At 40.0% G+C, this 22,411-nt stretch carries 18 protein-coding genes and 1 other annotated feature; of the genes, 17 read left to right on the top strand and 1 reads right to left on the bottom strand.

Annotated elements, in window-relative coordinates; translation table 11 throughout:
- Nucleotides 1–31 precede the first annotated feature (31 nt).
- The 3 genes from tgt to C9J31_RS16470 all read left to right on the top strand — a co-directional run bounded on the left by tgt (nucleotide 32) and on the right by C9J31_RS16470 (nucleotide 2,371).
- Entirely contained in the window at nucleotides 32–1,177 is a 1,146-nt protein-coding gene (tgt, locus tag C9J31_RS16480; protein WP_054768094.1) for a tRNA guanosine(34) transglycosylase Tgt, read from the top strand.
- A 141-nt stretch (nucleotides 1,178–1,318) separates the two neighbouring features.
- On the top strand, nucleotides 1,319–1,585 hold the full coding sequence (gene yajC / locus C9J31_RS16475) for a preprotein translocase subunit YajC (protein ID WP_107923544.1): 267 nt from the start codon (nucleotides 1,319–1,321) through the stop codon (nucleotides 1,583–1,585).
- Between the two features lie 150 nt (nucleotides 1,586–1,735).
- Nucleotides 1,736–2,371 carry a DUF421 domain-containing protein gene (locus tag C9J31_RS16470; protein WP_107924829.1) on the top strand — a complete coding sequence of 212 codons (636 nt, stop codon included), beginning with the start codon at nucleotides 1,736–1,738 and terminating at the stop codon, nucleotides 2,369–2,371.
- Here the strand turns inward: C9J31_RS16470 and C9J31_RS16465 are convergent.
- On the bottom strand, nucleotides 2,368–3,885 hold the full coding sequence (locus C9J31_RS16465) for a putative polysaccharide biosynthesis protein (RefSeq protein WP_107924828.1): 1,518 nt from the start codon (nucleotides 3,883–3,885) through the stop codon (nucleotides 2,368–2,370). The two genes, C9J31_RS16470 and C9J31_RS16465, sit on opposite strands and share 4 nt — an antisense overlap.
- A 93-nt stretch (nucleotides 3,886–3,978) precedes the next feature.
- Between C9J31_RS16465 and C9J31_RS16460 the strand changes: the two genes are divergently transcribed.
- The 14 genes from C9J31_RS16460 (at nucleotide 3,979) to trpA (ending at nucleotide 22,352) form a co-directional block, all read left to right on the top strand.
- Nucleotides 3,979–4,317 carry a post-transcriptional regulator gene (locus C9J31_RS16460; protein WP_107924827.1) on the top strand — a complete coding sequence of 113 codons (339 nt, stop codon included), beginning with the start codon at nucleotides 3,979–3,981 and terminating at the stop codon, nucleotides 4,315–4,317.
- A 270-nt stretch (nucleotides 4,318–4,587) separates the two neighbouring features.
- Nucleotides 4,588–6,855 (top strand): protein translocase subunit SecDF, encoded by a 2,268-nt coding sequence (gene secDF / locus C9J31_RS16455; protein ID WP_107950614.1) that lies wholly within the window; start codon nucleotides 4,588–4,590, stop codon nucleotides 6,853–6,855.
- 373 nt (nucleotides 6,856–7,228) lie between these two features.
- Entirely contained in the window at nucleotides 7,229–7,903 is a 675-nt protein-coding gene (locus C9J31_RS16450) for a response regulator transcription factor (protein ID WP_107950613.1), read from the top strand.
- Nucleotides 7,900–9,267, top strand: coding sequence for a sensor histidine kinase (locus C9J31_RS16445; protein WP_107950612.1), 1,368 nt, complete (start codon nucleotides 7,900–7,902; stop codon nucleotides 9,265–9,267). The genes C9J31_RS16450 and C9J31_RS16445 overlap by 4 nt, the downstream gene beginning before the upstream one ends.
- 303 nt (nucleotides 9,268–9,570) lie before the next feature.
- Nucleotides 9,571–10,512, top strand: a complete 942-nt coding sequence (locus C9J31_RS16440; RefSeq protein WP_107950611.1) for an alpha/beta fold hydrolase — start codon at nucleotides 9,571–9,573, stop codon at nucleotides 10,510–10,512.
- Nucleotides 10,513–10,825: 313 nt separating this feature from the next.
- Nucleotides 10,826–11,764, top strand: coding sequence for an alpha/beta fold hydrolase (locus C9J31_RS16435; protein WP_107950610.1), 939 nt, complete (start codon nucleotides 10,826–10,828; stop codon nucleotides 11,762–11,764).
- 205 nt (nucleotides 11,765–11,969) lie between these two features.
- Entirely contained in the window at nucleotides 11,970–12,971 is a 1,002-nt protein-coding gene (locus tag C9J31_RS16430) for an alpha/beta fold hydrolase (RefSeq protein ID WP_107950650.1), read from the top strand.
- Nucleotides 12,972–13,227: 256 nt separating this feature from the next.
- Nucleotides 13,228–15,405 (top strand): serine hydrolase domain-containing protein, encoded by a 2,178-nt coding sequence (locus C9J31_RS16425; protein ID WP_420798431.1) that lies wholly within the window; start codon nucleotides 13,228–13,230, stop codon nucleotides 15,403–15,405.
- Between the two features lie 548 nt (nucleotides 15,406–15,953).
- Nucleotides 15,954–16,313: a binding site (T-box leader), on the top strand.
- Between the two features lie 236 nt (nucleotides 16,314–16,549).
- Nucleotides 16,550–17,923, top strand: a complete 1,374-nt coding sequence (locus C9J31_RS16420) for a chorismate-binding protein (protein ID WP_107950609.1) — start codon at nucleotides 16,550–16,552, stop codon at nucleotides 17,921–17,923.
- On the top strand, nucleotides 17,923–18,954 hold the full coding sequence (gene trpD / locus C9J31_RS16415) for an anthranilate phosphoribosyltransferase (RefSeq protein ID WP_107950608.1): 1,032 nt from the start codon (nucleotides 17,923–17,925) through the stop codon (nucleotides 18,952–18,954). The genes C9J31_RS16420 and trpD overlap by 1 nt, the downstream gene beginning before the upstream one ends.
- Nucleotides 18,951–19,742, top strand: coding sequence for an indole-3-glycerol phosphate synthase TrpC (gene trpC / locus C9J31_RS16410; protein ID WP_107924820.1), 792 nt, complete (start codon nucleotides 18,951–18,953; stop codon nucleotides 19,740–19,742). The genes trpD and trpC overlap by 4 nt, the downstream gene beginning before the upstream one ends.
- Nucleotides 19,739–20,356, top strand: a complete 618-nt coding sequence (locus C9J31_RS16405; RefSeq protein WP_107950607.1) for a phosphoribosylanthranilate isomerase — start codon at nucleotides 19,739–19,741, stop codon at nucleotides 20,354–20,356. Before trpC ends, C9J31_RS16405 begins: the two co-directional genes overlap by 4 nt.
- On the top strand, nucleotides 20,353–21,564 hold the full coding sequence (gene trpB, locus C9J31_RS16400; RefSeq protein ID WP_107950606.1) for a tryptophan synthase subunit beta: 1,212 nt from the start codon (nucleotides 20,353–20,355) through the stop codon (nucleotides 21,562–21,564). The genes C9J31_RS16405 and trpB overlap by 4 nt, the downstream gene beginning before the upstream one ends.
- The gene (gene trpA / locus C9J31_RS16395) at nucleotides 21,561–22,352 is read left to right on the top strand and encodes a tryptophan synthase subunit alpha (protein ID WP_107950605.1); all 792 of its coding nucleotides are present in this window, start codon (nucleotides 21,561–21,563) and stop codon (nucleotides 22,350–22,352) included. Before trpB ends, trpA begins: the two co-directional genes overlap by 4 nt.
- The last annotated feature ends 59 nt before the right edge of the window (nucleotides 22,353–22,411 follow it).

Below are 22,411 nucleotides of genomic sequence, written 5' to 3'. Positions count from 1 at the left end.
TTACTTCAGATAAGAGAGGAATTTTTATTTTATGACACAACCAGCAATTCGTTATGAACTACTCCATACTTGTAAGCAAACAGGGGCACGTCTTGGCATCGTGCATACACCACATGGATCATTTGAAACGCCAGCATTTATGCCAGTCGGAACACAGGCAACTGTTAAAACGATGTCTCCTGAGGAATTAAAAGAAATGAATGCAGGCATTATTCTTTCAAATACGTATCACTTATGGCTACGTCCAGGTAATGATATCGTTAAGGAAGCAGGTGGCTTGCATAAATTCATGAACTGGGATCGTCCAATTTTAACAGATTCAGGTGGTTTCCAAGTATTTTCACTTAGCCAATTCCGTAAAATTGAAGAGGAAGGTGTACATTTCCGTAACCATTTGAACGGGGACAAGCTATTTTTAAGTCCAGAAAAGGCTATGGAAATTCAAAATGATCTTGGATCCGATATTATGATGGCATTTGATGAATGTCCACCATTCCCTGCAACACATGAATATATGTTAAAATCGGTAGACCGTACAACACGCTGGGCGAAGCGTTGTAAAGATGCGCACGCTCGTCCAGAAGAGCAAGGTTTATTTGGGATTATTCAAGGTGGCGAATACGAAGATTTACGTCGTCGCTCAGCGGAGGCGTTAGTAGAGCTTGACTTCCCGGGCTATGCGATTGGTGGTTTATCGGTGGGTGAGCCTAAAGATATCATGAACAAAGTATTAGAATTCACGACACCATTAATGCCTGATAACAAACCTCGTTACTTAATGGGGGTTGGTTCACCTGATTCACTTATTGATGGAGCAATTCGTGGGATTGATATGTTTGACTGTGTATTACCGACACGTATTGCACGTAACGGGACATTAATGACATCTGAAGGCCGCTTGGTCGTGAAAAATGCAAAGTATGCTCGTGACTTTGGTCCAATCGATCCAAACTGTGACTGCTATACTTGTAAAAACTATTCTCGTGCTTACGTGCGTCATCTAATTCGTACAGAAGAGACATTTGGGATTCGTTTAACGTCTTATCATAACCTTCACTTCCTGTTGAAATTAATGGAGCAGGTGCGTGAAGCAATTCGTGAGGACCGCCTAGGTGATTTCCGTGAAGAGTTTTTCGAGAAGTATGGATTTAACGAACCGAATGCAAAAAACTTCTAGTTTTGGAATATATATTAGCGAAATTTTACCTATAATAGAAAAACTATTGATAATATAGAAAAATTTTGGGCTAGTCCATCGCTTTTTTAGGGTGGAATGGTCTATACTAAAAAAGTGAGATTTGGAAAGGGGGCAAGAATTATGGAGCAATATTCTGGCTTAATAATGATTTTAATAATGTTCGTTGCGATGTGGTTTATTTTAATCCGTCCTGCTAAAAAAAGACAACAGGAAACGCAAAATATGCAAAGTAGCTTACAACGTGGTGATAAAATTATTACAATCGGTGGCTTACATGGTGTTGTTGACTCAATTGAGGACACATCTGTAACATTAATCATTGCTGATAATGTACGTGTGAAATTTGACCGTCAAGCAATCGGACGCATCGCAAATGACCAAAAATAATTCAAAGAGGCGTTGTTCCAAAGTTATTTGGACAGCGCCTTATGAAATTTTACAAAAAGCTATGTCGTGAAATGGTGATACATTTTGACACAGCTTTTTTTGTATAAAAAATCACTAACACGGTCACCTTGATAGTATGGGGGTGTCTGTATGGAAGAATATTTAACGATTATCTTTAGAACATGTTTTCTATACGTGTTCATACTAATAATATTTCGATTAATGGGTAAACGGGAAGTCGGTGAGTTATCTGTAATCGATTTAGTTGTATTTGTGTTAATTGCAGAGGTAGCTGCCTTTGCACTGGATGACTATGAAAATCCGTTATTTAATGCGATTTTGCCAATACTCATATTGCTGATTATTCAAATCACCAGTGCCTATTTATCGTTAAAAAATAAAAAAATCCGTGATTTAGTTGATGGTGAACCAGCGTTACTTGTTAGAGATGGTGTCATCTTAGAACGTGAAATGCGCAAACAACGCTATAATTTAGATGATTTATGTCAGCAATTACGTGAACATGGTATCGCTTCTGTTACAGAAATTGCGTATGCATATTTAGAGCCTTCTGGCAATCTATCCGTTTATAAGAAAGATGAGAAGGCTTTTGTCTATCCACTTATTATCGACGGTGATATTCAGGAAAGGCATTTAATGATTATGCATAAAGATGTTGAATGGTTAATGGCAGAGCTTGACAAAAACAATATTAAGGACAGTAGTGCTGTGTTTTTTTGTATATGGGAGGACAATCGACTCCATATTCAACTGAAAGAATCCTAAACTTTTTTTGCCAGCTTGCGAATATAGCGTAAATCTGTCATGCGTAACTGATTGGAAAACAATAAGAACGTGAACAGTAAAAATAGCGTAACACAGCTACTTAAAATAAACGGAAGCGGCATGAACTGCATGATAAAATATTGCGCGATACAAACGGCTATAAAGCAGCTATAAGGAACAACGAACATACGGAAGCCAGCGCGTAAGTTTTTACGTTGTCGTACCGTCGCAATGTGCAAGAACGATGTGAGCAACACACCAAAGCCAATGGCTACAACAGCCCCTTTTTCCTGTATACCCGATTGTGAAGCAAGGACAAACATGACAAATAATTTACCAAGGCCGCCATATATGGAATTCATCATGGCAGCTCGCGCCTCGCCAATGGCTTGCAAAATCGAATGTAATGGACTTTGAATATAATAAAAATAAAAAATTGGTGCTAAAATTTTCACATAGCCACGATTTTCCTCTAAGTGGAAGAGCTTCATAGCAAGTTCGTCCCCATGAATAAAAAAATACGTAGCGGCAAAGCAACCAACCAAAGAGGAAAGGCGTAAGGAGACAGAAATCCTCTCCTGTAAGAGAGATGTATGTTGACGTGCTACAGCATCACTAACAGCAGGTATCAATACGATTGACAGTGCGGTGGATACGAATGCTGGGAATAATAAAAGTGGGACTAAAACGCCTGAAATGACCCCATATAGAATGGTTGCCGCAGAAGCGGTTAGACCTGCCATTGTTAATGCTTTTAAAAATATAATGGGCTCTAAAAACCATGTGAAGGAGCCAAAAAGCTTGCTTCCCGCAGACGGTAGTGCAACTCGTAGCATTGGGGAGGCAGGATAGGACTCAATTTTGCTTTTCCGTGTCAATAATCTTTTCTTTGAAACGATATAGTGGAGCCATAAATACAAGAAAGCAACTACTTCCGCTAAAAGCGTAATACCCATGGCAGAGGCCGCTGTCACTGCCGCATTATTATAGGCAGCCACAAAGGGTAGCATAAAGGTAATGAAACCTATGCGTACAACTTGTTCAAGCATTTGTGCCCAAGCCGTTGGCGTAATTTTAGCGACACCTTGTAAATAGGCACGCAATAATCCAGAGCCAACGGATACAGGTACAGCAAAGAGTGCAATCCATAGTGTAAATGTTGTTTGTTCATTATGTAAAAGTGTAGAAGAAATGTAAGGTATAGTGAGTGCAACGAGTGGCATAAAAACAATCATACCAATAAACGACCAGAGAATGGCCGTACGCATAACACCGAAAATGCTTTCTCGTTTGTTTTTTGCTAGTAACTCTGCCACAATTTTTGCCACGGCGATAGGTAGTCCTAATTGAATGAGTGAGATGAAGAAAATAAATGCAGGATAGGCGGTCATATAAATACCGACAGCCTCTTCACCTGCAATACGCATAAATTGCATTCTATAAAAGAAGCCAAAGAGTTTAGATAAAAAAATAACAAACATTAAAAATAATGTACCACGTACAAAAGAACTCATGCCATCCGTCCCTTCTCAAGCCGCAAAAATTCATTTACACTATTTGTATGCAAACACGTCTTACGATACAACTTTGATTGGAGATGATTCAAAATGAGTATGCAACATGCGCAACTATTTGAAAAAATTCGTCCGGCAATTGATAGTAAGATAGAAGAATTCAAGCACTTTCAGTACGATGCTATTACAGCGGAGGAACTATGGCGTTTTTGTGTAGAAAAGAAGTGGCGGAAAAAAAATATCGAGCAATTACGCCTTTATGAAGTAATCGCTACTATTTTTGCTGTAAGGCCGTCCGATATCGTATCGTTTAACCAAGTGGAGTTTTTACAAAGTAATGATTGGTTTGCAGAAGTGAACACGGACGAGCTAAAATTATTGCTTGGTCCTGTTAATGTCGAACCAGAATATGTAGGATCTGTAAAAGATTAAAAGAATACTACAGTGTAGAATTGACACCAAGCGCAACGTGTTTCATAATGAGTGTGTTGCGCTTTTTTACTTTGTACAAGTTTCGTCAAAAAAACAAGCTGTATAAATGTGCGCGTTATTGAACGATTGAACTAAGTAGAGCAATTTCTTTTGAAGCACAAGTAATATTATTCTAGAAGAAAAGGAGGAATAAACGCTTCAAAAGTATTGCAAGTATACTTGTTTGTAGTGTAAGGGTTGTCCTTGCACCATTTCGAGGAGGATTTTTAGATGAAATTAAGAAGTCGTATTGTTGCATTCGTGCTGCTTATGGTGTTATTTATATCTACCATGAGTACGACTGTAGAAGGCGTCTTAAAGGACATTAAGCTTGGCCTTGATTTACAGGGCGGATTTGAGGTTCTTTATGAAGTACAAGAATTAAAAGAAGGACAAAAAATCACACCAGAAGTTGTGACAGCTACTGCAACGGCTCTTAACAATCGTATTAATACGATGGGGGTTAGTGAGCCTAGCATTCAGGTTGAGGGTGAGAACCGCATTCGTGTGCAATTAGCGGGTGTCGAAGACCAAGAATCTGCGCGTAAATTATTGTCGACTTCAGCGAACTTAACATTCCGTGATGTCGATGATAATTTATTATTAGACGGTGATGATTTAAAGGCAAATGGTGCTAGTGATTCATTTGACCAACAAAATCGTCCAATTGTTTCACTTACATTAAAAGATGCGAAAAAATTTGCGGATATTACAAGTAAAATTGCAGCAAAGCCAGCAGGTCAGAACTTACTTGTTGTATGGTTAGACTTTGAAGAGGGTGTTGATTCATATAAAGCGGAATCACAAAAAGCTAAACCTCGCTATGCGTCAGCTGCAACAGTAAGCCAAACATTAAACACTACAGATGTAATGATTAGTGGTAATTTTACAGTTGAAGAAACAAAAAATTTGGCAGGCATATTAAATGCTGGGGCACTCCCAGTAAAACTACTGGAAACTTACTCTACTTCAGTTGGCGCACAATTTGGTGACCAAGCACTGAAAAGTACAGTTTTTGCCGGAATTGTAGGGGTAGTTATCATCTTCCTCTTCATGCTATTCTATTATCGTTTACCTGGCTTCATATCAATTATTACACTGTGCATTTTCACATTCCTAGTCCTTGTCGTATTCGATTGGATTAATGCTGTCTTAACACTTCCAGGTATTGCAGCCATTGTGCTCGGTATTGGTATGGCAGTAGATGCGAATATTTTAGCTGCGGAGCGTATCCGAGAGGAACTGCGCGTAGGACACTCGGTAAAGCAGGCGTTCCAAATAGGTTCGAAACAATCGTTATCTGCAATTATCGATGCGCAATTAACTACGTTATTAGCAGCAGCTGTACTCTTCCAATTTGGGACAAGCTCTGTTAAAGGTTTTGCTACAACATTAATTATTTCGATTTTACTAAGTTTCCTAACAGCTGTTTGGGGATCTCGAGTACTATTGGGATTACTTGTGAACAGTGGTTACGTCAATAACCCAGCTTTATTTGGGATTGCAAAATCTAAACAGCATAGTTTAGACGAAAATATAGGTACGCTAGATTTATCAACGAAGTTTGATCGTTTTGACTTTGTTCATAATCGTAAAAAATTCTATACCTTCTCATTAGCTATTTTAGTAGCTGGTTTAGTAGTCATTGGTATCTTCCGCTTAAATCTTGGCATTGATTTCTCAAGTGGTACACGTGTGCAGATTGAAGCAGACCAAACATTAAACAAAGAAGAAGTCTCTAAATATATCGATAGCATCGGCTTCCCATCAGAGGATATCGTTCTTTCTGGTGAAAAGAGCAATTCGGCGGTTATCCGTTATAAAGATGACTTATCACAAGATGAGATTTTAAAATTCAAAAAAGATGCTGGCGAAAAATATGGCCATGAACCGTCAGTTAGTACTGTTTCAGCGACAGTCGGAAAAGAGCTTGTGAAAAATGCGATTTATGCTTTATCACTTGCTGCTCTTGGCATCATTATCTATGTAGCGGTTCGTTTCGAATGGCGCATGGGTGTAGGGGCAATTGTATCCTTGCTCCATGACGTATTCTTAATTGTTGCTGTATTTAGCTTCTTCCGTTTAGAAGTAGATATAACGTTCATTGCTGCAGTGCTGACGATAGTCGGTTACTCTATCAATGATACAATCGTTACGTTTGACCGGATGCGTGAAAACTTAAATCAATATGATACCATTCAAGATCGTGAAGTACTGGCGAATATCGTGAATAAATCATTACGTCAAACAATGGGACGCTCTGTGAACACGGTATTAACAGTAATTATCGTCGTTGTGGCCTTGTTAATTTTAGGGGCACCATCTATTCAAAACTTCTCAATTGCGTTATTAATTGGTTTAATCACTGGTATGTATTCTTCTATTTGTATCGCAGCACAAATCTGGTACTCACTAAAAATCCGTGAGATGAAAAAATCAGATGGTCAGCTACACAAAAAAGAGAAAAAACAATGGGGTACTGACGAACCTACTGTTTAATAAATTTTCATTATCTTACTTGCTAGATGAAGTGTCCCTGCCCTTTATATAGGACATGTTAAAAACTCTAGTCAACTTGAAGAAGATGCTGTCTGTAATTTACAGACGGCATCTTTTTTTATGCATAAACCCCATCATGGTTATAAAGTTTTATCGTTTAATAGCTGATTGCATGCAGCGACTGTTCACATATCGGTTGTAAGAATAGTTGATAATGAAAGAGACTCAGTTTGTTGTGAATTTCGCATACGAACGCTGGCACAGTTACTAATATGCAGCTCACAATTAGAGGGAGATTAGAGGGAATTCTATTATATTTATAGTATAATGATTATTTCAAATATGGCATGTAAAACAGGGAGAGATGGAACACATGACTACTATACTAGTTGCTGACGACGATGTGAACATTCGCGAACTCGTTTGTTTATTTTTACGCAAGGACGGATTCACAACTGTAGAAGCGGCAGATGGCAAGGAAGCATTGGCCGTTTATGCTACGGAACAAGTTGATCTTGTTGTGCTCGATATCATGATGCCGATAATGGATGGTTGGGCATTGTGTAAGGAGCTCCGAAGAGCCAATCCTGATCTTCCGTTACTTTTACTGACTGCAAGGGGCGAAACATGGGAGAAAGTGAAAGGATTTGAACTTGGAGCAGATGATTATTTGACGAAACCATTCGATCCGTTGGAGTTGTCAGTTCGTGTTAAGGCATTATTGAAACGATACCGAATTGGCTCAACGCAGACGATTCAATTCGGCAACATCATTCTTGATCGACATACCTATAAGGTGATGAGGGGCACGGAGTCACTCACGTTGCCATTGAAGGAGTTCGAATTACTTTACAAGCTCGCCGGAACTCCCGGACAAGTCTATACGCGCGTACAGTTAATCGATCAAATTTGGGGGATTGATTACGCTGGAGATGATCGAACGATAGACGTACATATTAAACGCCTGCGTGAACGGTTTGCGACTACTACCGATTTTCGTATCGAAACGGTGCGTGGGCTTGGTTATCGCCTTGAGGTGCATGAATGATCAAATCTTTATATACACGCGTAGTGCTAATATTTTTAGTGTCCGTAATTGGTGGTACGATCATTGCCTTTTTTGTCGCAACTTGGGTATTTGAAGATAAACTAAACGAAAATTTGGGAATCCCCTTACTAAACTTTGGTCAGGACGTCGCCAAGATTTATGAGACATTGCCGTTACGTGAAGCAGACGCATTCGTAAGTGGCATGAATCAACTCAATTCCTATCATATTCGAATTTACGAAGATACGGGGCAGTTCCAGTCATACGGAGCATTGAACGGACACAAACTTATCACTGTAACGAATGAACAAGTGAAAAAAGTGCTAGATGGAGAAATAGTTCAAGTTAATCGGGGTGGAGTCTCTACGGTTCTCTTAGGCTTGCCGATGATAACTGAAAGGGGCAAGCAAGCGATGTTTGTAGAACCAATAGCCCCTCCTTCCACCTCTTTTGTAATAAAATGGATTTTAAACTTTTCAAGCTATTCGTTGATTGCAGGAAGCCTATTGATTCTGGTTGCTGCCATGTTCCTAGTCAAACCAATCAAAAAGCTGACAAAAGCGACTAGGCATATAGCAGGTGGCGATTTTAATGTCAAGCTGAATATTAAGCAAACGGGTGAGCTAGGTACTTTAGCGCGTAGCTTCGAAGAAATGACGCACGACCTGCAGCAACTTGAGAAGATGAGGAGGGAATTTGTAGCCAATGTGTCACACGAAGTTCAGTCACCGCTTACCTCAATATCGGGGTATGCTCTAGCGCTCAAGCAAGAAGACATCGCACATAACGAAAGACATCGTTATCTTGATATTATCATTGCTGAAGCAGATCGAATGTCCAAGATGAGCGATAGTCTATTAAAACTGAGTATGCTTGAATCGCAGTCACAGCAATTGCAGCTGGACACAGTCAGTGTTGATGAACAAATCAGACGAGTCATTGTGGCTATTCAGCCGCAATGGATGGCTCGCAACATCCGTTTTGAGCTTAATTTGGAAGCCGTTCGACTAGAAGCTGATTATGATCAATTAAACCAGGTATGGACAAACATTCTTGTGAATAGTATCAAATTTTCCAAGGATGACAGCGTGATTAACGTCAGCATTAAACAAGATACCAAAAACGTGACAGTACGAATATCCGATAAAGGCATTGGAATTTCCTACGAGGACCAGAAGCGTATATTCGAGCGGTTTTTTAAGGCCGATCGTTCTCATAGTCGTAAGTATACTGGTAGCGGTATGGGGCTTGCCATTGTTAAACAGATTGTATCGCTTCATCAAGGGAACATCCGCGTAGAAAGCGAACCCGGCAACGGAACGACTTTCATTGTCACCTTGCCCATTGCAACACCGAACAAGTAACTACAAATTGTACGTTCAAATTATGGTGACAACCTCGTATTCTCGATGTTATGACGTCATGTGTAAACTTTGTTGCATATGACGCCGTAACATTTTTTTATTTGTTCATACTCCGTTCATATTGTGGTCATAGGGAGTACACCTTCATTGTATAAGCTGTCCTTAACGGTTTGTAAAAGTAACCGAAATATACGGATGTGGATAGAAGATACGAATAGAGAATGAAAGAGAGGAGAGGCACGAGACTAAAGGAGAAAACGGCCTTCTATTGCCGCGCTACACCCTCGTGCTCGTGCAAACATCATGAAAAAAACGATAACCATTATAGGTAAATTAATAGCGGCTCTAGCTATAGCCATAATACTTTTTCTAGCTATTGTTTTTCTCGTTAATATTGTCTGCAATAAAATGGAGCAAGGAAAAAAAGAATCTTATGGTCAGTTTGTAACCGTAGATGGGAAAAATATGAATGTCTTCATTCAAGGGCAAGGAGAAGAAACGGTTGTGCTCCTACCAGGTTATGGAACAGCAGCACCAGCACTCGATTTTAAGCCACTTATCGATGAGTTATCTCCATTTTACAAAGTCGTTGTAATTGAGCCTTTTGGTTATGGATTAAGTGAACTGACCGAAAAGGAACGAAGCACAGAGAATATTGTCAGTGAAATACATGAAGCGTTACAGCAGCTAAACATTGAGCGTTATATTCTAATGGGCCACTCCATTTCTGGCATTTACGGACTGGATTATGTGAACAAATATCCAAACGAAGTGAGTGCATTTGTCGGGCTCGATAGCAGTGTGCCAACGATAAGCGAGAAAAAGATTGGATCTCCAATAATAGGCACTTTAAAACTACTCAAAAAATCAGGTTTAGCCAGATTGCAAATCAAGCTAGGCGATGACCCATACGCTACACTACCATATGATGATAAAACAAAAGAACAATTGAGTATTCTTATACACAAAAACAGGTTTAATCCCAACCAATTAAATGAAGCTGAAAATATGTATGCTAATTTTAGAGCAGCTGAAAATTTATCATTCCCAAAAAATCTACCCGTTATTTTCTTTATACAAGCAGATCATAAAGTAACTGAAAGATGGATACCAGAGCATAAAAAACAAATAAAAGATTTAGTACACGGGAAAGTGATGACATTTGAAGGGGATCATTATTTATATCGTACCAAAGCAAAAGAAATTGTTGAAAATTTCAGGGCGTATATGGATGAAATAAAATAAGTGTAGTGAAAAAATTCCTGTCACAATTATTGTAATAGTTTTGTATCAATTACATTGTCTAAGCCACATTCTCCAAGCTACTATTAAAGTTTTCTAGCATGTGACGCGTAACATTATTTTATGTGTCATACTCCGTACATATTGTTGTCATCGTGAGTACACTTTCGTTGTATAAACTGTATTTATCGGTTTGTAAAAGTAGCCGGAATATACGGATGTGGATAGCGCATACGAATAGAGAATGAAAGGGAGGGTAGGCACGAGTACAAGGTAGAGAACGAGCATACCGCTCTACACCACTCGTGCAAACATCATGAAAAAAACGTTGTCAATCATAGGTAAAATAATAGCAGTTTTAGCTATAGTCATAGTGCTTTTTCTAGCTATTGTTTTTCTAGTTAATATTATCTGCAATAAGATGGAGCAAGGAAAAATAGAATCTTATGGTCAGTTTGTAACAGTAGACGGAAAAAATATGAATGTCTTCATTCAAGGTGAAGGAGAAGAAACCGTCGTGCTCCTACCTGGCTATGGAACAGCTACACCAGCGCTTGATTTTAAACTGCTTATCGATGAGTTATCTCCATTTTACAAAGTCGTTGCGATTGAGCCTTTCGGATATGGATTAAGTGATGAGACCGATAAAGAACGAAGCACTGAGAATATTGTCAGTGAGATGCATGAAGCTTTACAACAGCTTGATATTGACAAATTTACGCTAATGGGCCACTCCATTGCAGGTATCTATGGACTTGATTATGTCAACAAATATCAAGACGAGGTGAGTGCATTTGTCGGAATCGATAGCAGTGTTCCAACACAACCGGGTATGGATGTCGAATTGCCAGTAAAAACGTTTGCATTTGTTGAAAAATCAGGTCTCTTAAGATTGATCATGAAAGTAAGTGGTGACCCCTATGCTGGACTAGCGTTTGATGCTCAAACCGTCGAGCAAATGAAAATGATTTCGAATAAAAACATGTATAATGCCACTACCTTGAATGAAATGGAACATATATCTTCTAATTTTAAAGGGGCTCAAGACTTGACATTTCCTAAAGACCTTCCTCTTCTTCTCTTTGTACAAGCGAATAATGCAGACGTAGAAGGATGGATTCCACTACATGAAGAGCAAGTAAAAGATTCTGTATATGGAAAAATGATCCCAATGGAGGGATCACATTATTTACACCATACCCAATTCAAAGAAATCGCTGACAACTTTAGAGAATTTATGAAAGAAGCAAAGTAAGTGTGCATAAGTGATATGAAAACCGTCCTTTGGGGCGGTTTTTCACTGTGTATATGATGATAGCATTTTTTTCACTTGTTCATACTCCGTTCATATTGCCGTCACTGTGAGTATATCTTCGTCGTTTAGGCTTTCCTTAGGGCTCTTAAAAGGTAGCCCAAAACGATAGGAGAAGATGTGAGTGAAAATACAAAAGGTGAAGAAAATGGACTTGGACACAACAACAGGCAAAAAACCAGCTAATAAGATGAAAAAAATGCTTATCATTTTACTTAAAATATTAGCAGCATTAGTTATAGCAATCGTCGTTTTTATAGCCATCGTTTTTGTCGTTGATAAGATCATTAGCAAATCAGAGGAAGGAAAAATAAAACCCTATGGTCAGTCTGTAACAGTAGATGGGAAAAATATGAATGTTTTGATTCAAGGACAAGGCGAAGAAACCGTCGTGCTACTACCAGGTTTGGGAACAGGAACACCAGCACTTGATTTTAAGCCGCTAGTAGAAGAGTTATCGCCATTTTACAAAGTCGTAGTGATTGAGCCATTTGGTTATGGATTAAGTGATATAACCGAAAAAGAACGAAGCACAGAAAATATTGTAAGTGAAATTCATGAAGCTTTACAGATTCTTAAAATTGACCGCTATATTCTAATGGGTCACTCCATTGCGGGCATTTACGGACTAGATTATGTGAACAAATATGAACAGGAAGTGAGTGCATTTGTCGGGATCGATAGCAGTGCTCCAAGGCAATATGGTGATAAGGTTGTTGAATCTCCAATACCTAATTCAGTAATTACACTACTCAAAGAATCAGGTTTAGGCAGATTGGTAATGAAACTAAGTGCTGACCCATATGCTGCACTACCAGTTGATGATGAAACAAAAGAACAAATGAGAATTCTTTCTTACAAAAACTTTAGAAATCCTACCATTGTGAATGAAATAGAAAATAGGTCTCCTAATTTTAATGCAGCTGAAAATTTAACATTCCCAAAAAACTTGCCTGTTATTTTCTTTTTACAACCGAATAGTACTGGAATTGAAGGATGGTCAACACTACATGAAGAGCAAGTAAAAGATTCTGTATATGGAAAAGTGATGACATTTGAAGGAACACATTATTTACACCATACCAAATCAAAAGAAATCGCTGAAAACTTCAGGGCGTTTATGGAAGAAGTAAAGCAAGACAGTAGATAATTTTAAAAATGAAAGTTTGTTTGTAACTAGTTGATGTAAACAACATGCGCTCATTCGCATTATCTAAACGAAACGGTCCTCGTACGACCCATGCTACGGCATCGTGTGCAAGCTTCTTGCATGTGCGTTGTAGCATTTTTTCGTTTGTTCATACTCCGTTCATACTGACGTCACTGGGTGTATATATTCGTCGTATAGGCTTTCCTTAGGGCCCGTTAGTAGCCCAATAAACAGATAATGAGAGGAGAAGATACGAATGAAAATAAGAGAGGTAATGAAAATAAGAGAGGTAATGAAAATGAAGATGGGCACGAAAACAGGTAGAAAACGAACTCCAATCGTCGCTTTAACCCTCATGCTAACAATGCTTGCTCCAATGTCTGCATCAATGTTAGTTCCAATGTCTGCAAAGGCCACAACAACCACCGATAGCAGTGTTGTAACATTTGATGCGACTAAGAAAATAGCTACTGAGAAAGCCAAGCTGATAACAGAAACTTACGGCATCTCAAGTGCGCAATATGCGATTATTGATGATGGAGAAATTGTCATCTCAGGGCATGCAGGCAAAAACGACATAAAGGACAATATACCTCTTACTTCAAATACAATGTATGGTATAGGTTCTACAAGCAAAATGGTACTCACAGCTGCCATTATGAAGCTTGTAGACGAAGGTAAGGTAGATTTGGATTTACCCGTTGTAAAATATATACCTGATTTTGAGATGAAAGACGATCGTTATAAACAGATTACACCACGTATGCTGCTGAATCATTCCTCTGGTCTTCTTGGAACCTCTTACCGTAATACAAGTTTGTATGGGGATAATGATACTTATGCACACGATAATTTGTTAGAGCAATTGGCGACTCAAAACTTAAAGGCAGAGCCAGGAGCGTACTCGGTATATTGCAACGATGGTTTTACATTAGCTGAGATTTTGGTAGAGAGAGTAAGTGGCATGTCTTTTACAGCTTTTATACACAAGTATTTGACAGAGCCTCTGAAAATGAATCACACGAAAACACCGCTGGATCAAGTGGATTCAAAGACAATGGCCGGGATCTATTCCCCTGCTTTTAATGGCCAACTCCCAAGTGAGAATTACAATATCATTGCAACAGGTGGCATGTACTCCACAGCTGAAGATCTCGTTAAATTCTCACAAATTTTCACTGGACATGTAGATAATATTCTTTCTAAGAAGTCGGTGGAAGCTATGGCACAAGAAGAGTATAAAAGAGGCATGTGGCCAGAGCAAACTGATCCTTCCTCCATCGCGTACGGGCTAGGCTGGGATAGTGTGAATTTATTCCCATTCAATGAATACGGCATCAAGGCACTTACGAAAGGTGGAGATACGATGAATTATCACTCTTCGTTAGTCGTGCTTCCACAACACAATATGGCTGCGGCTGTTATTTCTTCAGGTGGTTCCAGCGTAGTAAATCAATTGTTAGCGAATGAACTGCTGCTTAGTGCACTTCAGGAGAAGGGGGTTATTCATGAACGGATGCCAGCCAAGTTGCATGGTTTGCCTATAAAGGCGAGTATGCCGCAGGAATTTTCTCAGTATGCAGGTATTTACGGTGGTGGTTCTGGTAATTTGATGAAGGTAGAAATTAATCCTGTAGGCGAATTGTCAATTTCCACGGTAACGGCTCCGGACAATCCAGTTAAACAGTATATGTATACAGCTGATGGTTCTTTTGTGAACGCTGAAGGCACAGAAAAATTAAAATTCGTTGTTGAGAAAAATGGGCGCACTTACTTATGGTCCAGCTTGTATATAACCTTCCCGGGGCTAGGACAAACAGCTGTCTCAGGGTATAATGCTGAAAAGCTCGAAGCCAATGTATTACCCAGCGGCGTAGCTGCCGCGTGGGAGAAACGTGAAGGTGAAAAATATTACTTGGTGAGTGAGAAATATACTTCGATGCTTTACTTCAATTCTGGATCAATGATAACTATTGATACGGTTAAAGAAGTTCCAGGATATTTTTTAAGTAATAAGATTATGGGAGAAAACAATGCATCGAACCAACTGCAAATCCCTAGCATGGCTGGGAGAGATACTTTGGAAATCAATTTCTTTAAGAAGAACGGATTAGAGTATGTTACAGCAGGAGGTAACTTATACGCAAGTGAGGAACTTGTAAAACCGCTCTACACTGGTAAAGAATTTATATCTTCGACAACGATTCAAGCGGACGGCTATGCGAACTGGTTTTCAGTGCCTGAGGCTGCAAAAGGAAAGGTTATGACGGTTAAGATGCCTACGAAGGGCTCTTTTGCTGTATATGATCAAGCAGGTATTTGCATTAACTACACCGTGGTCAGCGGTAACAATGAAGTTCTGTTACCAGAGAACGGTAGAATTGTCTTTGCAGGAGAAGCTGGCTCCAAATTTGAGATTACATTGAAAAAATAAATATAGGTTTGTCTATAAGACTGTCTTATAAGGTCATTGCTACTTTAAGACATACTATTTTATTTGGCCATAAAGGGGATGCAAAGTGCGTGAGCGTTAGGACTCAACAGGTCAATGCAGTGGCTGAGGAATTAAGTAACAATGCACAGCACTTACAATCCCTTGTGCAACAATTTAAAATATAGCAAAAGACGACCACATACGAAGTATTGACTGTGGTCGCCTTTTTGTTTTAATTTGTGGAAAGGAGAAAATTTTTGTTAGTCCTTGTGAAATTACTATAACTTGATATTTTTATAAGGTCAATACATGGAAATTATTCAAGAATAGGATATTTATCTGGCTTTCTTAGGAAATTTTAGAGGTAATTCTACCTTCTCCATATCATTTGCTACTTTTACATATAATCACTTATTTTAATCAGAATTAATTGACAATTATGATGGATTGGCATAGAATAAGTCTAACTTTTCGTTCGATACAGGTAGAAGGTTTCGGGAGCGAGATCAGCCTTAGAACAGATGAGCAGAGTATAGTCGAGAATAGCTGAGAAATTGTTGAATAAGAGTAGTAGCATAGGTGTGCAATGTAAGAGAGTCAGTGGGTGGTGTAAACTGATTTGTAGCTTATGTGAATGGACTTATGAGAGTCGCTATTTATAATAGCGAACGGATTCCCCACGTTATCGGGGGTGCTTCAACCTTATTTTAGCGATTTTTAAACACTCGTTGATAAGGTTATAGCCTCAAATGGAATTTTTGTTTTAGCAAGTAAACAGCAGGTATAGCTGAGCTGTTTTATGCTCCAAAGCAACGTGCCTATTTAGCTGAGGCCATATAGATGAAGCACACAAGTGAGAGCACATAGCTCTAATATGAGGTGGCAACGCGGTCATGATCGTCCTCTGCAATTAGGAAAATCCTTTTTGCAGAGGGCTTTTTTGTGTTTTCCTGCATTAACGGTCAGTAAGCCGCCCACCCCAATGTGAATAATGAGATAGGTGGTCGACCAACTGACCGTAATAGCCCGATTGGTTCAATTAAAGGAGGGGTGAAGAAAACCCCGCTGATTGAAGCTTCACTTATTGGGGATTTCCCAAGCCAGTTAGTATGAAATTATTTTTGAGTAAAGGAGACTAGTCTATATGCAAACAACGAGTTCAAGAACAAAGATGAAAACGATTAACGGTGATTCACTTACACCTCTATTAATTTTTAGACGTTTACAAGGTACGCACAAATTTTTGCTCGAAAGTTCCTCACAGCATGAGAGTACGGGACGTTTCTCGTTCATTGGAGCCAACCCGCGGAAGACGTATAGAGGCATAGGCAATGAAATCCAAGAATTTTCCTATAAAACACAGAAAACCTATACACATAAGGGTGACCTCTTCGTACTATTAAAGCGCTTAATGCCCCGCATTTCCAACACAACACAATTTCCATTTTCAGGTGGGGCAGTTGGTTATGTTGGCCAGGGTGCAACGGCAATATTATCAACCAATCAAGAAGAAATGCAGCTCCCGGATGTACATTTCCATGTCTATGAAACAATTATTGTCTTTGACCACGTTACAGACGAAGTGACATTGATTCATACAAATATTGATGCTGAGAATAAAGAGCCAAATTTAGAAGTATTAGCTGAGCAGCTGTTAAAAGGTAGAGAGAGTGAGGATTCGATTTGTAGTTATCAAACAAGCAATACAACAACTAATGACCACTTTGAAATGTCTTTAACAAAAATAAAAGATTCTTTAGATGATGAAAATGCACGTGTCGTACTATCGAAACAGTTTTTAGCCAATTTACAAGGGGACGCTTTCGCACTCTATCGTCAACTACGTAAAAAAAATCCAGCCCCTTATATGTACTATGTAACGTTTGATGACCATATTGTCTTGGGGACCTCACCAGAAAGCCTAATTCGAGTAAAGGGTGAACGTGTCATTGCGACTCCTACTGAAGGAATCTCTTCACGTGGACTCACAAAAGTAGAGGACTTAGCAAATGAACGAAAATTATATGAAAACGTGGAAGTGAGGAAATCACATGCTGTATTAGTTACTGCTATGCAACAAGAACTTCAAGCTGTATGCTTTCGCGATTCTATTCGAGTCATAGATGCCATGAGAATTGAGCGTTCAAAGCAAGCTCTGCATATGACTTCACGTGTAGAGGGGCAAATTTTACCGATGCTACATGCTTTAGATGTATTAGCTGCAACTTTACCACCATTCGCTTCTACAGGTATCCCGAAGGAACATGCAAAAAATCAGTTGAAGAAAATGTCTCAAAGTGCTGGTATTTTTGGTGGTGCTCTAGGATTTATCGGCTTTAATGGACATCTAGATTTTGCGCTAACAGGGAAATCTATCATCGTAGAAAACGAAACCATGCATATGCAAACAACTGTAACGATTACGAAATATAGTAATGTCCAAGAAATTCTCAAAAAAGTGGAAGAGGAAGAGGACTTGTTTTTACAATTACTCGGAAAAGAAGGAGGTGCAAATTAATGGACGTAATACGAGGGAAAGTACGGCAACGAGAACATTTAATGTACGAAGAAATGTTAGAGATTGCAAAATGGATGTTTCAGGACGACACTCCAAAGGGTGAAATAGCTAGTTTTTTAACGGACTTGTCTTTAAAAGGTGAAACAGCACATGAAGTGGCGGCATTAGCAACAGTTATGCGGTCGTTTGCACTGGATGTTCCCGCAAAATCGGATATTTATATGGATAATTGCGGTACCGGTGGAGATGGTTTAAATACATTTAATATTAGTACTGCATCCGCGTTTGTATTAGCAGGTGCAGGTGTCAAAATGGCAAAGCACGGGAATCGTAAAATTTCTTCTGCTTCGGGTAGCTCTGATGTTTTGGAGGCACTTGGCATTCACACAAATATTTCCATAGAACAGACGATTGAGCTTTTGGAAAAAGAGGGCATTGCCTTTTTATATGCGCCAAATGTTCATCCAAAATTAAAACGTATCGGTGAGGTGCGTCGTGCCCTTGGCAAGCCAACCATTTTTAATCTTGTTGGTCCGTTAACAAATCCAGTTTCTTTATCAACACAATTTACAGGCATTAATCGACCGAATTTTGTCATGGAGTATGCTTCTGTTTTACAAATGCTAGGCCGTGAGCGGGCAATGGTTGTTTCTGGTCCGCAAGGGTTAGATGAGGCATCATTGGCTGGGCAGAACACCTTCGTTTTTGTAGATAAAGGAGATTTAATTCCGTTTGCATTAACGGCGGAGGATGCGGGACTTAACTATGCGCCGTTAGAAGCAATTCGCGGTGGCAATGCAGAAGAAAATGCGAGGATTATGCGTACATTACTAGCTGGTAAAGAAAGTGCTTACTTTGATACAGTTTTGCTAAACGTTGGTATCGGATTGTTTTGCTATGGTAGCGCCCAAACCGTTAAAGAAGGTGTCGACATGGCGAAGGATAGTATATTGAGCGGTCGAGCATTACAGAAATTAGAGGCAGTTGTTGCCTTTAGTGAGCAAATTAAAGAAGTGGAGGTAGGGCAATGAATATCTTAAACAAAATTATTGAACAAAAAAAATTAGAAGTTGGAGCTTTACTTGAACAGCCTGACCCATTAGCAAACTTCATAGAAAAAAAGCGGATGTCTTTGTTTGAAACATTACGAAAATCACAGACATTGCAAGTTATTGCTGAGATGAAGCGTGCATCGCCTTCGAAGGGCGTAATTGCCGAAGGGGTAGATCCGGTCAAACAGGCAAAAATTTATGCAGAGGCTGGGGCAGCAGCAATTTCTGTGTTAACAGATAAGGCGTTTTTCAAAGGCTCGTTTAATGATTTAGCAGCTGTAGCGCATGCAGTTAATACACCAATTCTTTGTAAAGACTTCATGATTGACCGTGTACAAATTCGATTTGCCAAAGCATCAGGTGCATCAATTATTTTACTAATTGTGGCAGCCTTAGAAGACGAGCTTTTCCGTGACTTATATAGCTATGCCACAAGTTTAGGGCTAGAAATATTAGTAGAGGTGCATGATATCCGGGAGCTTGAACGAGCTATTGCTGTCGGTGCTAGATTAATTGGTGTCAATAATCGCGATTTACGGTCATTTGAAGTGAGTCTAGAGCGTACACGTGAAATTGCCGAAGCCTTTCCCTTTGATGAAGAGCGCGTGCTCATTAGTGAAAGTGGTATTTGGACAACAGACGATGCCCAGACAGTGGCGGCGATAGGGGCTAGTGGTGTTCTTGTAGGTGAGTCGTTAATGCGTAGTGGCGATGCAGGAGCAGCCTTAAGGAGCTTACAAGTAAGTAAAGCCGGTGCATCTGTATGACAAAGGTGAAAATTTGTGGTTTGAAGGAAGTGCAACATGTGCAAGCGGCGGTGCAGGCCGGCGCGGATGCAATAGGTTTTGTTTTTGCACCGAGCAAGCGTCTAGTGTCGATTGAACAGGCTCGTGAATTAGCAAAGTATGTGCCTGAAGGGGTCTTGAAAATTGGTGTTTTTGTCAATCCCACATCTGAAGAACTTCAGGCCGCAGTGAATGAAGTGCCATTAGATTATGTGCAATATCATGGGGAGGAAACACCTGATTTTATTCGAGAACAAGGGTATCCCGCTATTAAAGCCCTATCAGTTCATTGTGCGGAGGATGTACAAAAATCTGCATGTTATGATGTCGATTATTATTTATTTGATGCACCTGGCACGGATTATAAAGGAGGCAGTGGCCATACATTTGACTGGACGCTCCTTAAAGCAGCGGGCATTCCTCATGAAAAACTAATTCTTGCAGGTGGCTTGAAGGTAGAAAATATCGAGGAAGCACTGTCACTTGTGTCGCCGTCTATGGTAGATGTTTCAAGTGGTGTCGAGACAGAAGGTGTCAAAGATATAGCAAAAATAGTCGCATTTTTGCAGCTAGTAAAAAAGGAGAGAGTAACATGACGAAATCGATTGCAAATAGCGTGCCGACAAAGGAAGGGCGCTACGGAAAATTTGGTGGACAGTTTGTTCCAGAAACGTTAATGACAGCACTGTTGGAATTAGAAATGGCTTATGACGAAGCGATGGCCGACAAAGTGTTTACAGATGAGCTGGCCTATTATTTAAAAGAATATGTAGGTCGTGAAACACCACTTTATTTTGCAGAAAACTTAACGAAAGTACTTGGCGGTGCAAAAATCTACTTAAAGCGCGAAGATTTAAACCATACAGGTGCTCATAAAATTAACAATGCCATCGGGCAAGCGTTACTCGCAAAACGAATGGGGAAAAAGAAAATTGTAGCTGAAACAGGAGCGGGTCAGCATGGTGTAGCGACTGCGACGGCTTGTGCGTTATTAAATCTTGAGTGTGTGGTCTTTATGGGGGCCGAGGATATTAAACGTCAGCAGTTAAATGTTTTCCGGATGGAGTTACTCGGCACAAAAGTCGAATCTGTTGAAACTGGTTCAAAAACTTTGAAAGACGCAGTTAATGCAGCCTTACGCTATTGGGTGACAAATGTCGAGGATACCCATTATATTTTGGGCTCGGCTTTAGGGCCTCATCCGTTTCCGAAAATTGTACGAGATTTCCAGCGCGTTATTGGTATTGAAACACGCGCACAAATTTTAGATAAAGAAGGGCGTTTACCTGATGCTGTTGTTGCTTGTATTGGGGGAGGGAGTAACGCCATTGGGATGTTCCATCCATTTGTAGATGATAACAAGGTTGCCTTGTATGGTGTCGAGGCAGCAGGTAATGGCATTGAAACAGGCGAGCATGCAGCCGCCATTGCAGGGGGACAGCTAGGTGTCTTACATGGTGCTTACATGTATTTACTGCAGGATGAAGATGGCTTTATTCAGGAAGCGCATTCAATTTCAGCGGGCCTTGATTATCCAGGAAAGGGACCAGAACATTGTTATTTACACGATATTGGTCGTGCGAAATTCGATTCAATTACAGATAGTGAAGCACTGGAGGGGTTGCAATTGCTATGCCGGACTGAAGGCATTTTACCAGCCCTGGAAAGTTCTCATGCGATTGCTTATACAACAAAGCTTGCAAAAACGATGCGTGTGGATGACATCATTGTTGTTTGCTTATCGGGTCGTGGTGATAAGGATGTTCATACAGTCAACGCAGTACTTGGAGGTGGGGTATCATGACAACATTACAACAGGCAATTGAGCAAGTAAAAATAGCAGGTAATAAAGCCTTTGTGCCGTATATCATGGCAGGCGATGGAGGACTTTCAACAATAAAACCAACTATCTTGAAGCTACAAAAATTGGGAGTCACTGCGATTGAAGTGGGTATTCCATTTACTGATCCTGTAGCAGATGGACCGACAATTGAACAGGCAGGTGAGCGTGCTTTAGCGGAAGGGGTGACATTGCGCAAAGTGTTAGAAACACTTGCTGTATTCCGTGAAGAAATAACAGTCCCGTTAGTGGTGATGACGTATTTTAATCCTGTATTGGCTTATGGATTAGTATCCTTTGCGGAGGCTTGTCTGGCAGCTGGTGTTAAAGGCTTGATTGTACCTGACGTACCACTAGAGGAAAGTGCTATTTTACGCGAAAAGTTAAATCCACACGGCGTGGATATTGTACAGCTTGTATCATTAACTAGTCCACCCGAGCGAATTGCGCGTATCGCCACAGCAAGCCAAGGTTTTGTCTATGCTGTAACAGTAAACGGTATTACAGGGACACGTGCAAGTTTTGCGGATGATTTAGCAGGACATTTTGCGCGATTACGTGAATTGAGCCACATTCCAGTGTTGGCAGGTTTTGGGATATCGACACCGGAACAAGTGGTGAGCATGGGCGAACTAGGTGACGGGGTGATTGTTGGCAGTGCCATTGTTACGGCATTACATGAAGGCGATTTTGGTAAGGTGGAAGCACTGGTGGCTGCCTCTAAAAATATGCGAGAGAAGTCTACTCTTTAACAGAGTAGGCTTTTTTAGGTTGTAGACGGATAGAACTGTCAAACTGACGGATAGCGTCC

The organism is Lysinibacillus parviboronicapiens (assembly GCF_003049605.2).
Taxonomy (GTDB): Bacteria; Bacillota; Bacilli; order Bacillales_A; family Planococcaceae; genus Lysinibacillus; species Lysinibacillus parviboronicapiens.
Note: the sequence above shows the minus strand (reverse complement) of the source record. Positions and strands in the feature narration are given on the sequence as shown.

What these genes read in the sequence shown, in the direction of transcription:
- secDF (WP_107950614.1), top strand. Translation starts at nt 4,588, where the DNA reads ATGAAATTAAGAAGTCGTATTGTTGCATTCGTGCTGCTTATGGTGTTA.
- C9J31_RS16445 (WP_107950612.1), top strand. Translation starts at nt 7,900, where the DNA reads ATGATCAAATCTTTATATACACGCGTAGTGCTAATATTTTTAGTGTCC.
- yajC (WP_107923544.1), top strand. Translation starts at nt 1,319, where the DNA reads ATGGAGCAATATTCTGGCTTAATAATGATTTTAATAATGTTCGTTGCG.
- C9J31_RS16460 (WP_107924827.1), top strand. Translation starts at nt 3,979, where the DNA reads ATGAGTATGCAACATGCGCAACTATTTGAAAAAATTCGTCCGGCAATT.
- trpD (WP_107950608.1), top strand. Translation starts at nt 17,923, where the DNA reads ATGGACGTAATACGAGGGAAAGTACGGCAACGAGAACATTTAATGTAC.
- C9J31_RS16430 (WP_107950650.1), top strand. Translation starts at nt 11,970, where the DNA reads ATGGACTTGGACACAACAACAGGCAAAAAACCAGCTAATAAGATGAAA.
- trpB (WP_107950606.1), top strand. Translation starts at nt 20,353, where the DNA reads ATGACGAAATCGATTGCAAATAGCGTGCCGACAAAGGAAGGGCGCTAC.
- trpC (WP_107924820.1), top strand. Translation starts at nt 18,951, where the DNA reads ATGAATATCTTAAACAAAATTATTGAACAAAAAAAATTAGAAGTTGGA.
- trpA (WP_107950605.1), top strand. Translation starts at nt 21,561, where the DNA reads ATGACAACATTACAACAGGCAATTGAGCAAGTAAAAATAGCAGGTAAT.
- C9J31_RS16425 (WP_420798431.1), top strand. Translation starts at nt 13,228, where the DNA reads ATGAAAATAAGAGAGGTAATGAAAATAAGAGAGGTAATGAAAATGAAG.
- C9J31_RS16440 (WP_107950611.1), top strand. Translation starts at nt 9,571, where the DNA reads ATGAAAAAAACGATAACCATTATAGGTAAATTAATAGCGGCTCTAGCT.
- C9J31_RS16420 (WP_107950609.1), top strand. Translation starts at nt 16,550, where the DNA reads ATGCAAACAACGAGTTCAAGAACAAAGATGAAAACGATTAACGGTGAT.
- C9J31_RS16405 (WP_107950607.1), top strand. Translation starts at nt 19,739, where the DNA reads ATGACAAAGGTGAAAATTTGTGGTTTGAAGGAAGTGCAACATGTGCAA.
- C9J31_RS16435 (WP_107950610.1), top strand. Translation starts at nt 10,826, where the DNA reads ATGAAAAAAACGTTGTCAATCATAGGTAAAATAATAGCAGTTTTAGCT.
- C9J31_RS16465 (WP_107924828.1), bottom strand. Translation starts at nt 3,885, where the DNA reads ATGAGTTCTTTTGTACGTGGTACATTATTTTTAATGTTTGTTATTTTT.
- C9J31_RS16470 (WP_107924829.1), top strand. Translation starts at nt 1,736, where the DNA reads ATGGAAGAATATTTAACGATTATCTTTAGAACATGTTTTCTATACGTG.
- tgt (WP_054768094.1), top strand. Translation starts at nt 32, where the DNA reads ATGACACAACCAGCAATTCGTTATGAACTACTCCATACTTGTAAGCAA.
- C9J31_RS16450 (WP_107950613.1), top strand. Translation starts at nt 7,229, where the DNA reads ATGACTACTATACTAGTTGCTGACGACGATGTGAACATTCGCGAACTC.